14 protein-coding genes and 1 pseudogene are annotated in these 14,833 nt (G+C 74.7%); 9 read left to right on the plus strand and 6 right to left on the minus strand.

From position 1 onward, the window contains the following. Positions 1–85: 85 nt before the first annotated feature. The 3 genes from IE311_RS05505 to IE311_RS05515 form a co-directional block, all read right to left on the minus strand. On the minus strand, positions 86–793 hold the full coding sequence (locus IE311_RS05505; RefSeq protein WP_189830428.1) for a DsbA family oxidoreductase: 708 nt from the start codon (positions 791–793) through the stop codon (positions 86–88). 64 nt (positions 794–857) lie between these two features. Next, on the minus strand, positions 858–1,334 hold the full coding sequence (locus tag IE311_RS05510; RefSeq protein ID WP_189830429.1) for a GNAT family N-acetyltransferase: 477 nt from the start codon (positions 1,332–1,334) through the stop codon (positions 858–860). A 124-nt stretch (positions 1,335–1,458) separates the two neighbouring features. Continuing rightward, on the minus strand, positions 1,459–2,445 hold the full coding sequence (locus tag IE311_RS05515; protein ID WP_189830430.1) for a GlxA family transcriptional regulator: 987 nt from the start codon (positions 2,443–2,445) through the stop codon (positions 1,459–1,461). Positions 2,446–2,515: 70 nt separating this feature from the next. Here IE311_RS05515 and IE311_RS05520 point away from each other — a divergent pair, with 70 nt between their 5' ends. After that, complete coding sequence (locus IE311_RS05520) at positions 2,516–3,952, plus strand: MFS transporter (protein WP_189830431.1); 1,437 nt, start codon at positions 2,516–2,518, stop codon at positions 3,950–3,952. On the opposite strand, the pseudogene IE311_RS05525 reads toward IE311_RS05520, so the two are convergent. After that, positions 3,909–4,136: pseudogene (locus tag IE311_RS05525) on the minus strand (helix-turn-helix domain-containing protein); the annotation flags it as partial. The gene IE311_RS05520 and the pseudogene IE311_RS05525 overlap by 44 nt on opposite strands. Between IE311_RS05525 and IE311_RS37285 the strand changes: the two are divergent. Then, the gene (locus IE311_RS37285) at positions 4,128–4,508 is read left to right on the plus strand and encodes a zinc-binding dehydrogenase (RefSeq protein WP_189830432.1); all 381 of its coding nucleotides are present in this window, start codon (positions 4,128–4,130) and stop codon (positions 4,506–4,508) included. The pseudogene IE311_RS05525 and the gene IE311_RS37285 sit on opposite strands and share 9 nt — an antisense overlap. On the opposite strand, the gene IE311_RS05535 is transcribed toward IE311_RS37285, so the two are convergent. Continuing rightward, positions 4,433–5,950, minus strand: coding sequence for an aldehyde dehydrogenase (NADP(+)) (locus IE311_RS05535; RefSeq protein WP_189830433.1), 1,518 nt, complete (start codon positions 5,948–5,950; stop codon positions 4,433–4,435). The genes IE311_RS37285 and IE311_RS05535 overlap by 76 nt on opposite strands. A gap of 148 nt (positions 5,951–6,098) precedes the next feature. Between IE311_RS05535 and IE311_RS05540 the strand changes: the two genes are divergently transcribed. Next, positions 6,099–6,869 (plus strand): IclR family transcriptional regulator, encoded by a 771-nt coding sequence (locus tag IE311_RS05540; RefSeq protein WP_189830434.1) that lies wholly within the window; start codon positions 6,099–6,101, stop codon positions 6,867–6,869. A 75-nt stretch (positions 6,870–6,944) separates the two neighbouring features. Here the strand turns inward: IE311_RS05540 and IE311_RS05545 are convergent, their stop codons facing one another. Further along, positions 6,945–7,442: a cupin domain-containing protein gene (locus tag IE311_RS05545; RefSeq protein WP_189830435.1), complete on the minus strand. Its 498-nt coding sequence runs from the start codon at positions 7,440–7,442 to the stop codon at positions 6,945–6,947. 231 nt (positions 7,443–7,673) lie between these two features. Between IE311_RS05545 and IE311_RS05550 the strand changes: the two genes are divergently transcribed. The 6 genes from IE311_RS05550 to IE311_RS05575 all read left to right on the plus strand — a co-directional run bounded on the left by IE311_RS05550 (position 7,674) and on the right by IE311_RS05575 (position 14,773). Continuing rightward, entirely contained in the window at positions 7,674–8,705 is a 1,032-nt protein-coding gene (locus IE311_RS05550; protein WP_189830436.1) for a hypothetical protein, read from the plus strand. Then, the gene (locus tag IE311_RS05555; RefSeq protein WP_189830437.1) at positions 8,702–9,949 is read left to right on the plus strand and encodes a sensor histidine kinase; all 1,248 of its coding nucleotides are present in this window, start codon (positions 8,702–8,704) and stop codon (positions 9,947–9,949) included. Before IE311_RS05550 ends, IE311_RS05555 begins: the two co-directional genes overlap by 4 nt. Continuing rightward, a complete protein-coding gene (locus IE311_RS05560; RefSeq protein WP_189830438.1) occupies positions 9,946–10,605 on the plus strand; it encodes a response regulator transcription factor in 660 nt (219 codons plus the stop codon). Before IE311_RS05555 ends, IE311_RS05560 begins: the two co-directional genes overlap by 4 nt. 97 nt (positions 10,606–10,702) lie before the next feature. Then, the gene (locus tag IE311_RS05565; RefSeq protein ID WP_189830439.1) at positions 10,703–12,151 is read left to right on the plus strand and encodes a peptidoglycan D,D-transpeptidase FtsI family protein; all 1,449 of its coding nucleotides are present in this window, start codon (positions 10,703–10,705) and stop codon (positions 12,149–12,151) included. 133 nt (positions 12,152–12,284) lie between these two features. Next, positions 12,285–12,725 (plus strand): hypothetical protein, encoded by a 441-nt coding sequence (locus IE311_RS05570; RefSeq protein WP_189830440.1) that lies wholly within the window; start codon positions 12,285–12,287, stop codon positions 12,723–12,725. Beyond that, positions 12,722–14,773: a hypothetical protein gene (locus IE311_RS05575; protein WP_189830441.1), complete on the plus strand. Its 2,052-nt coding sequence runs from the start codon at positions 12,722–12,724 to the stop codon at positions 14,771–14,773. The genes IE311_RS05570 and IE311_RS05575 overlap by 4 nt, the downstream gene beginning before the upstream one ends. The last annotated feature ends 60 nt before the right edge of the window (positions 14,774–14,833 follow it).

A 14,833-nucleotide genomic window follows, 5' to 3' on the forward strand; every position in this document is an offset into this window, starting at 1 on the left:
AGATCATGGGGAAAATCCAAGCTTTGCTTATCTCCGCAGGTCGGAGAGGGTGCGGGCGGTCGGACCGCCGTGCGGGCAAGGAGCCTCAGGCCCCGGGGACCTCACAGCTGCCGTCCGGGTCGCAGACCGCCGCGTCCCCGCCGATCGGCTGGAGGACCCGGCCCTGCCAGGCCTGCTCCAGGGCCTGGGTGAAGACCTCGGCGGGCTGGCCGCCGGAGATGCCGTAGCGGCGGTCGAGGACGAAGAAGGGCACACCGTTCGCGCCGAGCTCGGCGGCCTCGCGCTCGTCCGCGCGCACGGCGTCCGCGTAGGCGGAGTCGTCGGCGAGGACGGCCCGCACCTCGGTCTCGTCGAGACCGGCCTCGACGCCGAGCGCCACCAGGGTCTCCGGGTCGAAGACGGAGCGCTCCTCGGCGAAGTTGGCGCGGTAGGCCAGGTCGAGGAGCTCGTTCTGGCGTCCGCGGTCCTTGGCGAGGTGGAGCAGCCGGTGGATGTCGAAGGTGTTGCCGTGGTCACGGCCGTCGGTCCGGTAGCCGAGGCCCTCGGAGTGCGCGTTGGACGCGACGTGCGCCTCCATGGCACGGGCCTCGTCGAGGGTGCGGCCGTACTTCTCGGCCAGCATCTCCAGGACGGGGCCGGTGTCGCTCTTGGCGCGGTTCGGGTCGAGCTCGAAGGAGCGGTGCACGACCTCGATGTCCTCGCGGTGGGCGAAGGCCGCGAGTCCCTTCTCGAAGCGCGCCTTGCCGATGTAGCACCAGGGGCAGGCGATGTCGCTCCAGATCTCGACGCGCATGTGACTTCTCTCCGGGGGTCGACGGTGGGGTGTTCCGTCGCGACAACGACCCGACCGGCGGATTTCATTCCGTTTCCGGCCCCAGTGTGAGCCGGAGCACGAGGTGGTCGCCGTCGCGCGGGGTCTCGGGGTCGGGGAGCCAGCCGCGGGCAGCGTAGAAGGCCTGGGCCCGCTTGTTCTTCTCGAAGACCTCCAGCCGGGCCGTGGTCACCCCGGCGGCGCGCCAGGCGTCGCCGCAGGCCGCGTGGAGCTCGGTGCCGACGCCCGCGCGCCAGCGGGCGGGGAGGACGTGGAGCTGGGTGAGGTGCATGAGACCGTCGCGCTCGCCGTACGCGGCGATGCCCGCGATCGCCCCGTCCCGTACGGCGCAGAGGACGGCCCCGCGGTCCACGGCGGCGGCCCAGCCGGCCCGGGCGCGGGCGATCTCCTCGGGGCCGAGGAAGTCCGCGTCTGGGATGTGGCCGCGGTAGTAGGTGGCGCGGGCCTCGGTGTGGAGGGTCGCGACGGCGTCGAGGTCTGCTGCGGTGGCGAGTCGGATCATGAACCTTGAGGACGCGCGGGAGGGCGGGCCGGTTGCGGCCGGACGGAGACCGCCGCGTCCGCCCCCGTCCGCCCCGTACGCGGTCGGGGCGGGGGGAGGGGCGGAAGAAACGGGGACGGGGCCGTCAGAGCGGGGCGGGGAGGCGGCTGAAGGAGGACCGGTAGCCGCTCGGGGTGAGGCCCGTGCGGCGCAGCAGGTGCCGGCGCAGGGAGTCCGCCGTGCCGAGACCGCTGGCCCGGGCCACCCCGTCCACGGCCAGCGCGGTGGTCTCCAGGAGCTCCTTCGCCCGCTCCACGCGCTGGTGCAGCAGCCACTGGAGCGGACTGACCCCGGTCTCGGCGTGGAAGCGCCGCGAGAGGGTGCGGACGGAGACCCCGGCGTGCCGGGCGAGGTCGGTGAGGCCGAGCGGTTCGTCGAGGTGCTCCATCGCCCACGCACGGGTGTCGGCGAACGAGACCCCGCGTTCGGGCGGCAGCGGGGTCTGGGTGAACTGGGTCTGGCCGCCGGGCCGTACGGGTGCGACGAGGGCCAGCCGGGCGACGGTGTTGGCGACGGCGGCGCCGTGGTCGGTGCGGATGACGTGCAGACAGAGGTCGATGCCCGCCGCGTACCCGGAGGAGGTGAGCACGGGTCCGTCCTGGACGAACAGGACGTCGTCCTGGAGGTCGACGGCCGGATGCCGGGTGGCGAGCAGCGAGCGGTACGCCCAGTACGTCGTCGCCGCCCGGCCGTCGAGCAGTCCGGCCTCGGCGAGCGCGAAGGCGCCCGTGCAGATGGAGGCGATCCGCTTCCCCGAGGCGGCGGCGGCACGCAGGGCGTCGAGGATGCGCGGGTCGGGGTCGGTCGCGGAGCCGCCGCCCGCGAGGACCACGGTGTCGGCCTCCTCCACGGCGTCGAGGCCGCGCGGGACGACCAGGTCGAGACCGCCGGCGGTGGTGACGGGCCCGGGGTCCGGGGCGCAGATGACGGTCTCGTACCCGGGCGCGCCGTCGATCTCGACCTTGCCGAACAGCATCTCGGGGATGGCCAGGTTGAACATCGAGACGGGCGGGGCGGCGATCACGGCGACACGACGGACGCGGGCCGGACGCGCGTGGGGCGGGGCGGTCATGGCCAGAACCTCCGGGCATATGGCATTCGGGCCACTACTGTACGGCTCCGCCGATCATGAAGCTGGTGGCATGTCCTCGACCGACCGCACCACGGCCCCCGCCCCCGCCCCGTCCTCCCTCCCCGCCCCGTCCTCCGGCCGCGCCCCGTCCTCCGGCCGTGCCCCCGGGCACCCCGCCGCCCGGGCCGCCGGGGGCGGGGTGCCCGGACCCGCCCTGGCCGCCGCGATGCTCGGCTTCGCCCTGATCACCCTCGACACCTCCGTCGTGAACGTCGCCCTGCCCGCGATCGGCGCGGACCTGCGGGCCGGGATGTCCGGACTCCAGTGGGTGGTCGACGCGTACACGCTGGCCTTCGCCGCGCTGCTGCTGTCCAGCGGGGCGCTCGCCGACCGGGTCGGGGCGAGCAGGGCGTACGGGATCGGGGTGGTCGTCTTCGTCCTCGCCTCGGCCGCCTGCGGTCTCGCCCCCGGCCTTCCGGAGCTCCTCGCGGCCCGGGCGGTGCAGGGCACGGCGGCCGCCGCGATGCTGCCGGCCTCGCTGGCGCTGGTGCGCGAGGCGTACGGCGATCCGGTGCGGCGGGCGCGGGCGGTGTCGCTGTGGGCGGCGGGCGGCACGGTCGCGGTGGCGCTCGGCCCGGTCGTGGGCGGGGCGCTGACCACGGCGTGGAGCTGGCGGGGCATCTTCTTCGTCAATCTGCCGCTGGGGCTGCTCGCGCTCGTCCTGCTCACCCGGGTGGCGCCGTCGGCGCGCAGGCCCGCCCCGCTCGACCTGCCGGGCCAGCTGACGGCGATGACGGCGCTCGGGTCGCTGACCTTCGCCGCCATCGAGGGCGGCACGGAGGCCTGGTGGGCGCTGGGGGTCGCGGGCGTCTCGTTCGCCGCGTTCCTGGTGATCGAGACGCGGCGGCGGCACCCGGTGGTGCCGCTCGGGCTCTTCCGGAACACGACGGTCGCGGTCGCGGTCGCGGCGGGCTCGGCGAACAGCGTGGCCTTCTACGGGATGCTCTTCGTCTTCAGCCTCTTCTTCCAGCAGGTGCTCGGCCTGTCGGCGCTGGCCGCCGGGCTGATGTTCCTGCCGATGACGGGGCTGCTCGCCGGAGTGAACATCCTGTCGGCGAAGGCGGCGGCACGGTACGGGCCGAGGCTGCCGATCGTCCTCGGCCAGACGGTCGCGGTGGCGGGCCTGCTCGGACTGCTCACGGTGGACGCCGGCACCTCGCCATGGGCGCAGGCGCTGCTCCTGGTGCCGCTGGCGCTCGGGGCGGGCTTCTCGTTGCCGCCGCTGATCGCCTCGATGATGGAGGCGGTCCCGGCGGAGCGCGCGGGCACGGCCGCCGGCCTCCTGAACGCGGTCCGGCAGACTGCGGGCGCGCTGGCGATCGCGGTCTTCGGATCGATGGCGGCCGCGTCGATGGAGACGGCCCTGCGCGCGAGCCTCCTGATCAGCGCGGCCTTCCTGACCCTCACGACCCTGGCGTCCCTGCGCCTGCCGGGCCGCCGGGCCTGAGCCCCGGGTCCCGTGCGCCCTTGCGGTACCGGCCCGGGGCCACGCCGTACTCTCGCGCGAAGGCCTTGGCGAAGGCGAACTCCGAGGAGCAGCCGGAGCGTTGGGCGACCGCGCGGAGCGGGAGGTCCTCGGAGCGGAGCAGGCGGCCCGCCGTGGTCATCCGCCACCAGGTGAGGTGGGCGAGGCGGCCCGGGGGAACGGCCGTGCAGTACGGCTGGCTCGACCCGCGGCCGGTCGCCCTCTCGGCGAACTGGCCGCAGACGGTCCACACGTACGCCAACGGGCACTCGCCGGGACCGGGGAGGGGCGGCGGCGCTCGGCCGGTTTCATCGGCTCGGGGCTCCGCGACGGCTCGCTGACGCCGGTGATCGCCGAGGTCTTCGACGGCCTGGAGCGGATCACCGACGCCCATCGGCTGATGGAGTCCGACGCGCACCTCGGCAAGATCGTGGTGCGCGTCGGACGGTGGGACGAGGGGGTTCAGCGGCGGGGCAGCCCCAGCGGGTTGCCGTCACGGAGCTCCGGGGGGAGCAGCCGGTCGGGGGTCGACTGGTAGGTGACCGGGCGCAGCCAGCGCTCGATCGCGGTCGCGCCGACCGAGGTCGAGGTGGAGGTGGTGGCGGGGTAGGGGCCGCCGTGGTGCTGGGCCGCGGCGACGGCGACGCCGGTGGGCCAGCCGTTGACGAGGACCCGGCCCGCCAGCGGGGTGAGTTCGGCGAGGAGCGGGGCCGCGTCCTCGTCCTCGCCCCGCTCGGCGATCTGGAGGGTGGCGGTGAGGTTGCCGGGCAGCCGGGAGAGGACCTCGGTGATCTCCGTACGGGAGTCGTAGCGGGCGACCACGGTGACGGGCCCGAAGCACTCCTCCAGGAGGAGGTGGTGGCCGTCGTCGCCCTCGCCCCGGGTGCCGGTGAGGCGCCCGGCGTCGACGGCGAGGACACCGGCGCCGACCGTGTGGGCACCGACCGCGCCGGGGGCGACGGGGCTCTCCACCCCGCCGAGCGCGGCGCGCTCGGCGACCCCGGTGACGAAGGCCTCGCGCATCCGGTGGTCGAGCAGTACGGCCGGTCCGGCGGCGGAGACCCCGGAGGCGAGGGCGGCGAGGAAGCGGTCGCCGGCCTCGCCGGAGGGGGCCAGGACGAAGCCGGGCTTGGTGCAGAACTGGCCCGCGCCCAGGGTCATGGAACCGGCGAGGCCGGCGCCGATCTCCTCGGCCCGCTCCTCGACGGCGGCGGTGGTGAGCACGACCGGGTTGAGGGAGCCGAGTTCGCCGTGGAAGGGGATGGGGACGGGACGGGCGGCGGCCGCGTCGAAGAGGGCCCGCCCGCCGCGGACCGAGCCGGTGAAGCCGGCGGCGGCGACGAGCGGGTGGCGGACGAGCTCCACCCCCGCGTCGAAGCCGTGGACGAGGACGAGGACGTCCTCGGGGAGGCCCGCCTTGACGGCGGCCCTGCGCAGCAGGGAGGCGCAGAGTTCGGAGGTGGCCGGGTGGTCGGGATGGGCCTTGACCACCACGGGGCAGCCGGCCGCGAGGGCGCTCGCGGTGTCGCCGCCGGGGACGGAGAAGGCGAGCGGGAAGTTGCTGGCGGCGTAGACGGCGACGACGCCGAGCGGGATCTTCCAGCGGCGCAGGTCGGGCCGGGGCGGGACGGCTCCGGGGTCGGGCGGGTCGATCCGGATGTCGAGGAAGGAGCCCTCCTCGACGACCTCGGCGAAGGCCCGCAACTGGGCCGTGGTGCGGGCGAGTTCGCCGGTGAGGCGGACCGGTCCGAGCGCGGTCTCGGCGTCGGCGGTCTCGATGATCTGCTCACCGGCCCCGTCGAGGAGGTCGGCGGCGGTACGGAGGAGGGCGGCCCGTACGGACCGGTCGGCGAGGGCCTCGCGGACGCCGTGCGCGGCCCGTACGGACCGGTCGACGTCCTCCGCCGTCGCTTCCGTCGCGACCCGCTCGCGCGGCTTCCCCGTCCGGGGGTCCACACTCCACACTGGTTCTGCCGCCACCGCCACGCCCCTGTTCGCTATTCTGAACACAGTTCCCGTAGATGAACGCATCTGTACGGGACTTTAGGGACGGCCCGGCCGTCTCCACAAGGGCCCCGTTCAGCCAGGTGGCCACGGGACGACCGGACGACGAAAAGGGGCGAGGGTCATGGCGACTGCCGACGCGGGCGGAGCGCAGGTGAAGTCCGCGGTGCGGACCGTGGAGCTGCTCGAGTACTTCGCCGGACGCCCCGGGATGCACTCGCTCGCCGCCGTCCAGGAAGCCGTCGGCTACCCCAAGTCCAGCCTCTACATGCTGCTGCGCACCCTGGTCGAGCTGGGCTGGGTGGAGACGGACGCGACCGGCACGCGGTACGGCATCGGCGTGCGGGCGCTGCTCGTCGGCACCTCGTACATCGACGGCGACGAGGTGGTGGCCGCCTCCCGGCCCACCCTGGACCGACTCTCCGACGACACCACCGAGACCATCCACCTGGCGCGGCTCGACGGCGTCAACGTCGTCTACCTGGCGACCCGTCAGTCCCAGCACTACCTGAGGCCGTTCACCCGCGTCGGGCGCCGGCTGCCCGCGCACTCCACCTCGCTCGGCAAGGCGCTGCTCGCCACCCACACCGACGAGCAGGTGCGCAAGCTGCTCCCCGAGACCCTCCCGGCACTGACCGAGCACACGATCACCGACCGCGAGCAGCTCATCGAGGAGCTGCGGGTCATCCGCGAGCAGGGCTTCTCGGTGGACCGCGAGGAGAACACCCTCGGGCTGCGCTGCTTCGGGGTCGCGATCCCGTACCGGACCCCGGCGCGGGACGCGATCAGCTGCTCGGTGCCGGTGGCGCGGCTCACCCCGGCCCACGAGCAGATGATCAAGGACGCGCTCTTCGACGCGCGGGACCGGCTGACACTGGCGACCCGGCGCCTCTGAACGCATCCCCGGAGGGGACACCGCACGTTCCCGGCGCCACCCACCCGGCGGAGCCGTCGGCCGTGCCCGGCCGGTTCAGCCGCGCTCGGCGAGCGCCTTCTGCCAGACCGGGCTGTCCACGTAGTGGTTGTCGTACCGCTCCGAGGACGCCTTGATCTCCTCGAAGCTCGCCTCGCCCCGCATGACCCGGCCGAGGAGGCGCAGGTAGTCGAAGCGGGCCATGCCGGGCGTGAAGACGAACAGCACGTCGGCCTCGGCTCCGGGGGCGGCCGCGAAGGCGTGCGGGGTGTGCGGCGGGACGAGGAGGAAGTCGCCCTGCTCCAGGACGGTCAGCTCCTCGTCGACGAGGACCTGGAGCGAACCGCCGAGCACGAAGAACATCTCTGAGGCCTTGGTGTGGAAGTGCGCCGGGGCGCCGACCGCGCCCTTCGCGAAGGAGGAGCGGTAGCTGGTGAGCTGTCCGCCGGTGGAGCCGGAGTCGGCGAGGAGGGTCATCACGCTGCTGGGGTCGGCGGTGGTCTCGGCGGTGGCGGCGCGGGTCAGGAGCGGGGCGAAGGGCGCGTTCTCGTTCATGATCACTACTCTAGGGCCCCATTGACCCTTGGGTCGGGTTCAATTGATCTAGAAAAACGTGGGTCAATTTCGGGTCGGCCCCCTCCCTCCGAAGGTGTGGCGCGGCCTCACCGACGATGTGGCGCGGCCTCGTCACCAGCCCCGGGGACATCTCCGCCTCCCCCGTGCGGCGGAGGCGGATCGTCGCTCCGCAGGAGGTGGCACCGGGGGCGCACCCGCGAGCGTGGAGCCATGACACCGACCGCTCACCTCCCCGCCCCGGCGCCCGGCGCCGACCACCGGGACGGCACCGGCCACCGGACGCCCGCCGACCACCGTCCCGGCCGCGCCCGGCGCGCGCTGCGCGTCGTCGCGATCCTCGCCTGCGTCCCGTACGTCTCGCTCAAGATCGCCTGGGTGGCGGGCAGCGAGATCGGCATCCCCGCCGGGAGCGCGCTCCTGGAGCGCCGGGAGCTGCTGGCCGTCGCCAACTCGATCACGGTGCTGGCCGACGCCCTCGTGGTCGTCCTCGCCCTGCTCCTCACCCGGCCCTGGGGGCGACGGGTGCCGGCCTGGCTCCTCGTGCTCCCCATGTGGGCGGCGACCGGGCTGCTCGCCCCGATCATGACCGGCTATCCCGCCCAGCTCGCCGTGGCCCTCCTGGGCGGTGACGAGCGGGCGGCCGCTCCCGCCGAACCCTTCCTGGAGCCCTGGGTCTTCGTCGTCGTCTACGGCGGTTTCATCCTCCAGGGCCTCTCCCTCGGGACCCTTTTCGCCCTGTACGCGCGCGACCGCTGGGGCCACCTCCGGCGCGGGCGGCTCGGTGGGCTCCCCGCCCGTCTCTCGGGTCCCCTGGTACGGGCCACCGCTCTGGCCGGCGCCGTCCTCGCGCTCTTCCCCGCCGTGCTCCATGTGCGGTGGCTCTTCGGCTCGACCGAGGGCATGTCCGCCCGGCAGATCGTCGAACGGGACTCCGACGCCGTCGTCCTGGAGGCCCAGTGGGTCGTCTTCCTGGTCGTCGGCGTGGCCGCCACCCTCTTCCTGGTCCTGCGCCGGCCCGCGGCGCTGAAGGTGCGGACCGCCGTCGCTGCGGCCTGGGTCGGCTCGAGCACGGCGGGCTGCTGGGGCGCCTACATGTCACTGGTGGCGCTCATACCGGAGGCGGATCCGGCCAAGCAGGTCACGACCCTGATGCGGCTCGCCTACGCTGGCGAAATGATCACCGGACTCCTCCTCGCCGCCGCTCTGGCCGTGGTCCTGCGGCGCCGGAGCACCGAGGCGTGAGACGGTGCGCGGCCGCCCTCCTCGGGCAGCGGGCCAGACGGCGCTGGCTCCATCTGATCGTGGGCGGCGCGCTGTTCATGCCGTTCTGGATGGTCGGCACCGTGGTCGTCGGGATGCTGCTCGGCGAGGGCGGGCTGTTCACCGGAAGTCTCGGGCTGCAGTTCGGGGCGTACGCGGTGGGGCTTCCGCTCGTCGCGGTCGCCGCGCTCTTCCCCCTGGCCCGGCCCATGTCGGTGGCGACGGCGCGGGCGCTGTGCGGCCTTCCGGCGGACACTCTGGCGGACGGCCCGGCCCGGGGCAGGGAGGCGAAGGCCAGGACCGCCGGCTGGCTCACCCTGCACCTGGGCGCCGGGGCGCTGATCAGCGGGGCGAGCCTGGCGCTCCCTCCGTTCGCGGTGTCCGTGCTGGCGCTGCCGTTCTCGCCGGCGCTGCGGGAGTCGGAGCTCGGCCGGCTCTGGGGCCTCGACCGCCCCTGGTGGACCTGGGCCGCGGTCCCCGCGGGGCTCCTGATGCTGCTCGCGCTCGCCGCCGTGGCCGCCGCGACCGGGGCCCTGCTCGCCCGGCAGGCGCCCCGGCTGCTCGGACCGAGCCCGGCGGACCGGCTCGCGGCGGCCGAGCGGCGCGCGGCGGAGGCGGAGTCCCGCAACCGGCTCGCGCGGGAGCTGCACGACTCGGTCGGTCACGCGCTGAGCGCGGTCACCCTCCAGGCGGGGGCGGCCCGCCGGGTGCTGGACGGCGGCGAAGGGGCGGACCTGGAGTTCGTCCGGGAGGCGCTGACCGCGATCGAGGAGACCACCCGGCGCACGGTCGGCGAGCTGGACTGGGTTCTCGGCCTGCTGCGGCGGGGCGACCGGTCCGAGGAGGGGCCGGGGCCCGGGCCGGGGCTCGACGCCCTGGAGGCCCTGGTGCGGGGCGCCGGACCGAAGGTGGCGCTGACCGTGTCCGGGGACCTCGCCCCCGTACCGGAGGCGCTGTCCCGGGAGGCGTACCGGATCGTTCAGGAAGGGCTGACGAACGCGGCCCGGCACGCGGGCGGGGAGCCCGTCACCGTACGGCTCGACGCCGGTACCGAGAAGGTGGAGATCACCATGGAGAACCCCCTGCCCGCGCGGCCCCCGGTCGTCCGCCCGAACGGCGGGCACGGCCTGCGCGGTATCGCCGAACGGGCCCGGCTGCTCGGCGGCACCGCCGAGGCCGGTCCGGCGGACGGCGTCTGGCGTCTCGTCGTCGGGATCCCCCGATGAGCGCCCCCCTCAGGATCGTCCTCGCCGACGACGAGCGGATGGTGCGGACGGCCCTGCGGGTCATCCTCGACGCGGAGCCCGACCTGGAGGTCGTCGGCGAGGCGGCCAACGGCGCCGAGGCGGTGTCGGTGGTGCGGGCCGAGCGGCCGGACGTCGTCCTCATGGACGTACGGATGCCGGAGATCGACGGGATCCGGGCCACCGAGCAGATCCTCGCGGGAATGGCGGAGCCGCCCCGGATCGTGGTGGTGACCACCTTCGAGAACGACGCGTACGTGTACGACGCGCTGCGCGTCGGCGCGGCCGGATTCCTGTTGAAGCGGGCGGCGGCGGAGGACCTGGTGGGCGCGGTCCGGCTGGTCGCGCGGAGCGACTCGCTGCTGTACCCGGCGGCGGTACGGGGGCTGGCCGCCGAGCACGCCCGGCACCGGCCACCGGTGGCGCCGCCGTGGGTGGCGCGGCTCACCGAACGGGAGGCGGAGGTGCTGCGCCTGGTGGCGACGGGCCTGACGAACGCGGAGATCGCGGGCCGGATCGGCGTCGGCGCGGCCACGGTCAAGACGCACGTGGCGTCGGTCCTGGCGAAGTCGGGCGCCCGGGACCGCACGCAGGCGGTGATCCTGGCGTACGAGTCGGGGTTCGTCCGGACGGGGTGACGGCGGCCACACGGAGGCCCGCCCCGCATGAAGGTTCGCTGAGAAACCGGCCACATCCGGAACGTCCCCCACCGGGCCGTTCGTCCCCCCAAGTGCGATGAACAAGACGATCAGGCGCACCTCGGTCTTCGTGCTGCTCCTGGTGCTCGCCCTGCTGGGCCGGGCCACCTGGGTGCAGGCGTACGAGGGGAAGGCGCTCGCGGACGACAGCAAGAACCGGCGGAAGACGATCGCGCAGTACGCGCAGCCGCTCGGGAACATCGTCGTGGCCGGTTCACCGGTCACCGGCTCGAAGAAGACGGAGGGAACGGACCTCGAGTACCGGCGCACGTACACGGACGGTGAGCTGTACGCGGCGGTCACCGGCTACAGCTCGCAGGCGTACGGCGCCACCCAGCTGGAGGGCATCTACTCCGGCGTCCTCGACGGCACCGACGACCGGCTGAAGACCCCGCTCGACGCCGTCACCCGCAAGCAGCAACAGCCGGGCACGGTCGTCACCACGATCGACCCGGACGTGCAGAAGGCCGCCTACCGGGCGCTCGGGGACACGAAGGGCGCGGCCGTCGCCGTCGATCCGGCCACCGGCCGGATCCTCGCGATGGTCTCCACCCCGTCCTACGACCCGTCGAAGATCGCCGGGACCTCCGACGGCGACGCCTGGAAGGCCCTGACCACCGACGAGGACAAGCCGCTGGTCAACCGGGCGCTGCGCCAGCCGCTGCCGCCCGGCTCCACCTTCAAACTGGTCGTCGCGGCGGCCGCCCTGGAGGACGGTCTGTACGGCTCCGTGGACACGGCGACGAAGAGCCCCGACCCGTACACCCTGCCGGGCACCCGGACCGTGCTGAAGAACGAGAACGCCTCGGCGCCCTGCGAGAACGCCACGATCCGCACCGCGCTCCGGTACTCCTGCAACAACGTCTTCGCCAAGATGGCCGCCGATCTGGGGCAGGACAAGGTGAAGGCGATGGCGGAGAAGTTCGGCTTCAACGACGCCGAGCTGGACGTCCCGGTCCGCGCCTACGCGAGCGTGTACCCGTCCGGCATGGACAAGGCGCAGACGGCCCTCACCGGCATCGGCCAGTTCGACGTGACCGCCACCCCGCTGCAGATGGCGATGGTGTCGGCGGCGATCGCCAACGACGGCCTGCTCGCCGCCCCGCACATGGTGTCGGAGGTCGTCGACTCGGACGGCGACGCGCTCAGCACGTTCGACGACGGCGACAGCGAGCGGATCGTCTCCTCCTCGACGGCCGGGCAGCTGCGCAGCGCGATGCGGACGGTGGTGGACGAGGGGACGGGCACCAACGCGGCGATCGACGGGGCCGAGGTCGGCGGCAAGACGGGTACGGCGCAGCACGGCGAGAACAACAGCAAGACGCCGTACGCCTGGTTCACCTCGTACGCGAAGGACCCGGCCACCGGGAAGCAGGTCGCCGTCGCGGTGATGATCGAGGACTCGGGCGCGGCCCGCTCCGAGGTCAGCGGCAACGGCCTGGCGGCCCCGGTGGCGCAGAAGATGATGGCGGCGGCGCTGAAGTGAGCCGACCTGCCGAAGTGACGTGGCGGGGACCCCGATTGGCCGTCGGGCCCCGTCACGCGATATGCAGGGTCACGCTCGTGTCCGAGCACGCATTCGAACCGCTGATCCTGCACCCACCTCGCGGAGGACCGCCGTGCGCCTGCCCCGTTCCCTGTCCGGCTGGACCATCGCGGTCTTCGGTGTCCTCGCCGCCGCGCTGGGGGTGGTGGGCCTGGTCGTACCGGACGCGCTGCTCACGGTGATGGGCTTCGAGCCGGTGCCCGACGGCGGGCGGGCGGACGGCGACCACACCCTGGTCTTCCTGACCGCCTCCTCCATGGCGGCGCTCAACATGGGCGTGTACTACGTTCTGGCCTCGCTCGCCGACTGGAAGCCCTTCTTCCGCTGGACGGTCCCCTTCCGGCTCCTCACCTGCGCCGTCTTCACCCTCGCGGTCGTCACCGGCCGGGCGCCGGCCGGATTCCTCGGCGTGGGTCTGTGGGAGGGGCTCGGCGCGGTGGTGACGGCGGCCGCGCTGCGATCCGAGAGGGCGCGGGCGAAGCCTTCGTACGAGGAGCGGGGAGCCGACGCGTGACCCCCCACGGCCCCACGGGCGCACCGGACGACGGGCACTCCGGTGCGCCGGACGACGGGATCGGCGCCGTGGCCCGGCCTTCCGGTGCGCCGGACGACGGGATCGACGCCATCGCCTGGGACACCCTGCGGCACGCCTACGGCTCTGCCACGGACGTGCCGGGGCAGCTGCGGGCCCTGTACCGGCCCGAGGACTCCCTCACGGCCGCCGACGAACTCCTCACGAACGTCCACCACCAGGGCGGCGCCGTCTTCTCGTCCGCCGTGGCGGCACTGCCGTTCGTGGTCCGGGCGGCCGCCGACCCGGAGGTCACGGCCCGGGCGGACCTCCTGGAGCTGATCGCGTGCCTCGCCCACGAGGGGAACAGGGCCGAGGAACGCTGGATCGCCCCCGGCTGGGCGGAGGCCTGGGACCTGGCCGTCCCGGTGCTGCTCCCGGTGCTGCACGACGCCTCGCCCCGGATACGCGCCGTGGTCGTCGAGGCGCTCTCGGAGGCCTGGGGGCGGGCGGACGAGACGCTGGCCGCCCTGTGGACCCGCTGGTCCCTGGAGTCCGTCCCCGAGGTCCGGGACCGGATCGTGGAGGCGGCCGGTGAGCTCGCCGGGCACGCCGACCCGGAGCGGGCCGGGACGGTGCGCCGGCTGTGGGAGCTGACGGAGCCGGGGTCGTCCGCCGCGCTGCGCCTGCGGGCGGTGGAGGCGCTGCGGACGGCCGACCCCGGCGGCGACGACCCCCGCTACGCGCGCGTGGTGACCGAGGTCCTGGACGGCGGCGACCTCGGCGGGCGTCCCCTCACCAGGACGATCGGCCTGCTCGGCGAGGACCGGGCGGCGCGGGTCGCCCTGACCGGGCGGCTGCTCGGGAACGCGGACGCGTCGGTCCGGCGCGAGGCCCTGGAGGCCGCGGCCGAGGAGCTGGGCCGGTGGCGATCGGCCGTCCCGGCCCTGCTGCCGACGGTGGCCGCCCACCTCGACGACCCCGAACCCGACAACCGGCTCTTCGCCGTACGGGTCCTCGGCATGTGCGGGGCCGCCGCCCGGCCGTGGGCGGACCGGCTCGCCGGCATGGTCGACGACGAGGGCGAGCCGTACCTGCCCGCGCAGGACCACGCCCTGTGGGCGCTCACCCGGATCGGCGACGCGCGCTGCGTGGCCCCGCTCGCGCGGCGTCTCGCCGGCGAACGTCCCGGGTTCTCGTACTTCGGGATCCACTCCTCCGGCTGGTGGACCCACGACCTCGGCCTGCGCGAGACGCTCGCCCCGCTCGCCGCGCACGCCGGGGTGCTGCTCCCGCCGCTGCGGGCCCGGCTCTCGGCCTCGCGCTCGGCCGACGAGACCCGGGCCCTGTGCCAGGTCCTGACGGACTGGGGCCCGGCGGCGGCGCCCGCGCTCCCCGAACTGTGCGCGCTCCTGAAGACCGCCGGCGCCGTGTGGGCCGCCGACGCCCTCGTGGCCATCGGCCCGGAGGCGGCGGCGGTGGTGGACCGCGCCCGGCTCCGGGCGCTGATCGACACCCCGCCGGAGGGACAGGAGGCGTTCGCACCGCGCTCGCTGGCCCTGGCGTACGGCAGGCTGACCGGCGACCGGGAACCCGCGCTCGCCCTGTTCCTGCCGCACAAGGACACCCTGCTCGGGAGGGACGGCGCGGTGACCGTGCTCGGGGAACTGGGCGCGGCGAGCACCCCGTACGCCGGCTGGGTGCGCGAGCTGCTCCACCGGTACCCGACCGGCCGGCTCCCGCTGCGGGCCGGCGAGGCGCTCTGGCGGATCACCGGCCGCGCCGACGAGGTGGTGCCGGTGCTGGTGGGCGCGATCGAGCCGTTCGCCCGGGGCGGTGCGCGTCCCTCGGTCACGGAGACGGTCCGGCTGCTGGCCGGGATCGGCCCGGCCGCCCACCCCGCCGTACCCGTGCTGCGGGCCTTCCTCGACGCGGACGAGCGGCCGGTGGAGCACGGCAGCTGGCGGTCCGTGCCGGACGACGACGCGCTGTGCGACGCGGCCCGGGCCGCGCTGCTCGCGATCGGCGTGGACTCCTCCCGGCCTCGCTGACGGGCCCGGCCGACCGGGCTCACCGACCGGCCCGGCCGGGCGGCCTCACCGAGCGGTCTC

This window comes from Streptomyces zaomyceticus, from assembly GCF_014656215.1.
Classification (GTDB): Bacteria; Actinomycetota; Actinomycetes; order Streptomycetales; family Streptomycetaceae; genus Streptomyces; species Streptomyces zaomyceticus.

What these genes read in the sequence shown, in the direction of transcription:
- IE311_RS05505 (WP_189830428.1), bottom strand. Translation starts at nt 793, where the DNA reads ATGCGCGTCGAGATCTGGAGCGACATCGCCTGCCCCTGGTGCTACATC.
- IE311_RS05510 (WP_189830429.1), bottom strand. Translation starts at nt 1,334, where the DNA reads ATGATCCGACTCGCCACCGCAGCAGACCTCGACGCCGTCGCGACCCTC.
- IE311_RS05515 (WP_189830430.1), bottom strand. Translation starts at nt 2,445, where the DNA reads ATGACCGCCCCGCCCCACGCGCGTCCGGCCCGCGTCCGTCGTGTCGCC.
- IE311_RS05520 (WP_189830431.1), top strand. Translation starts at nt 2,516, where the DNA reads ATGTCCTCGACCGACCGCACCACGGCCCCCGCCCCCGCCCCGTCCTCC.
- IE311_RS05540 (WP_189830434.1), top strand. Translation starts at nt 6,099, where the DNA reads ATGGCGACTGCCGACGCGGGCGGAGCGCAGGTGAAGTCCGCGGTGCGG.
- IE311_RS05545 (WP_189830435.1), bottom strand. Translation starts at nt 7,442, where the DNA reads ATGAACGAGAACGCGCCCTTCGCCCCGCTCCTGACCCGCGCCGCCACC.
- IE311_RS05550 (WP_189830436.1), top strand. Translation starts at nt 7,674, where the DNA reads ATGACACCGACCGCTCACCTCCCCGCCCCGGCGCCCGGCGCCGACCAC.
- IE311_RS05560 (WP_189830438.1), top strand. Translation starts at nt 9,946, where the DNA reads ATGAGCGCCCCCCTCAGGATCGTCCTCGCCGACGACGAGCGGATGGTG.
- IE311_RS05565 (WP_189830439.1), top strand. Translation starts at nt 10,703, where the DNA reads ATGAACAAGACGATCAGGCGCACCTCGGTCTTCGTGCTGCTCCTGGTG.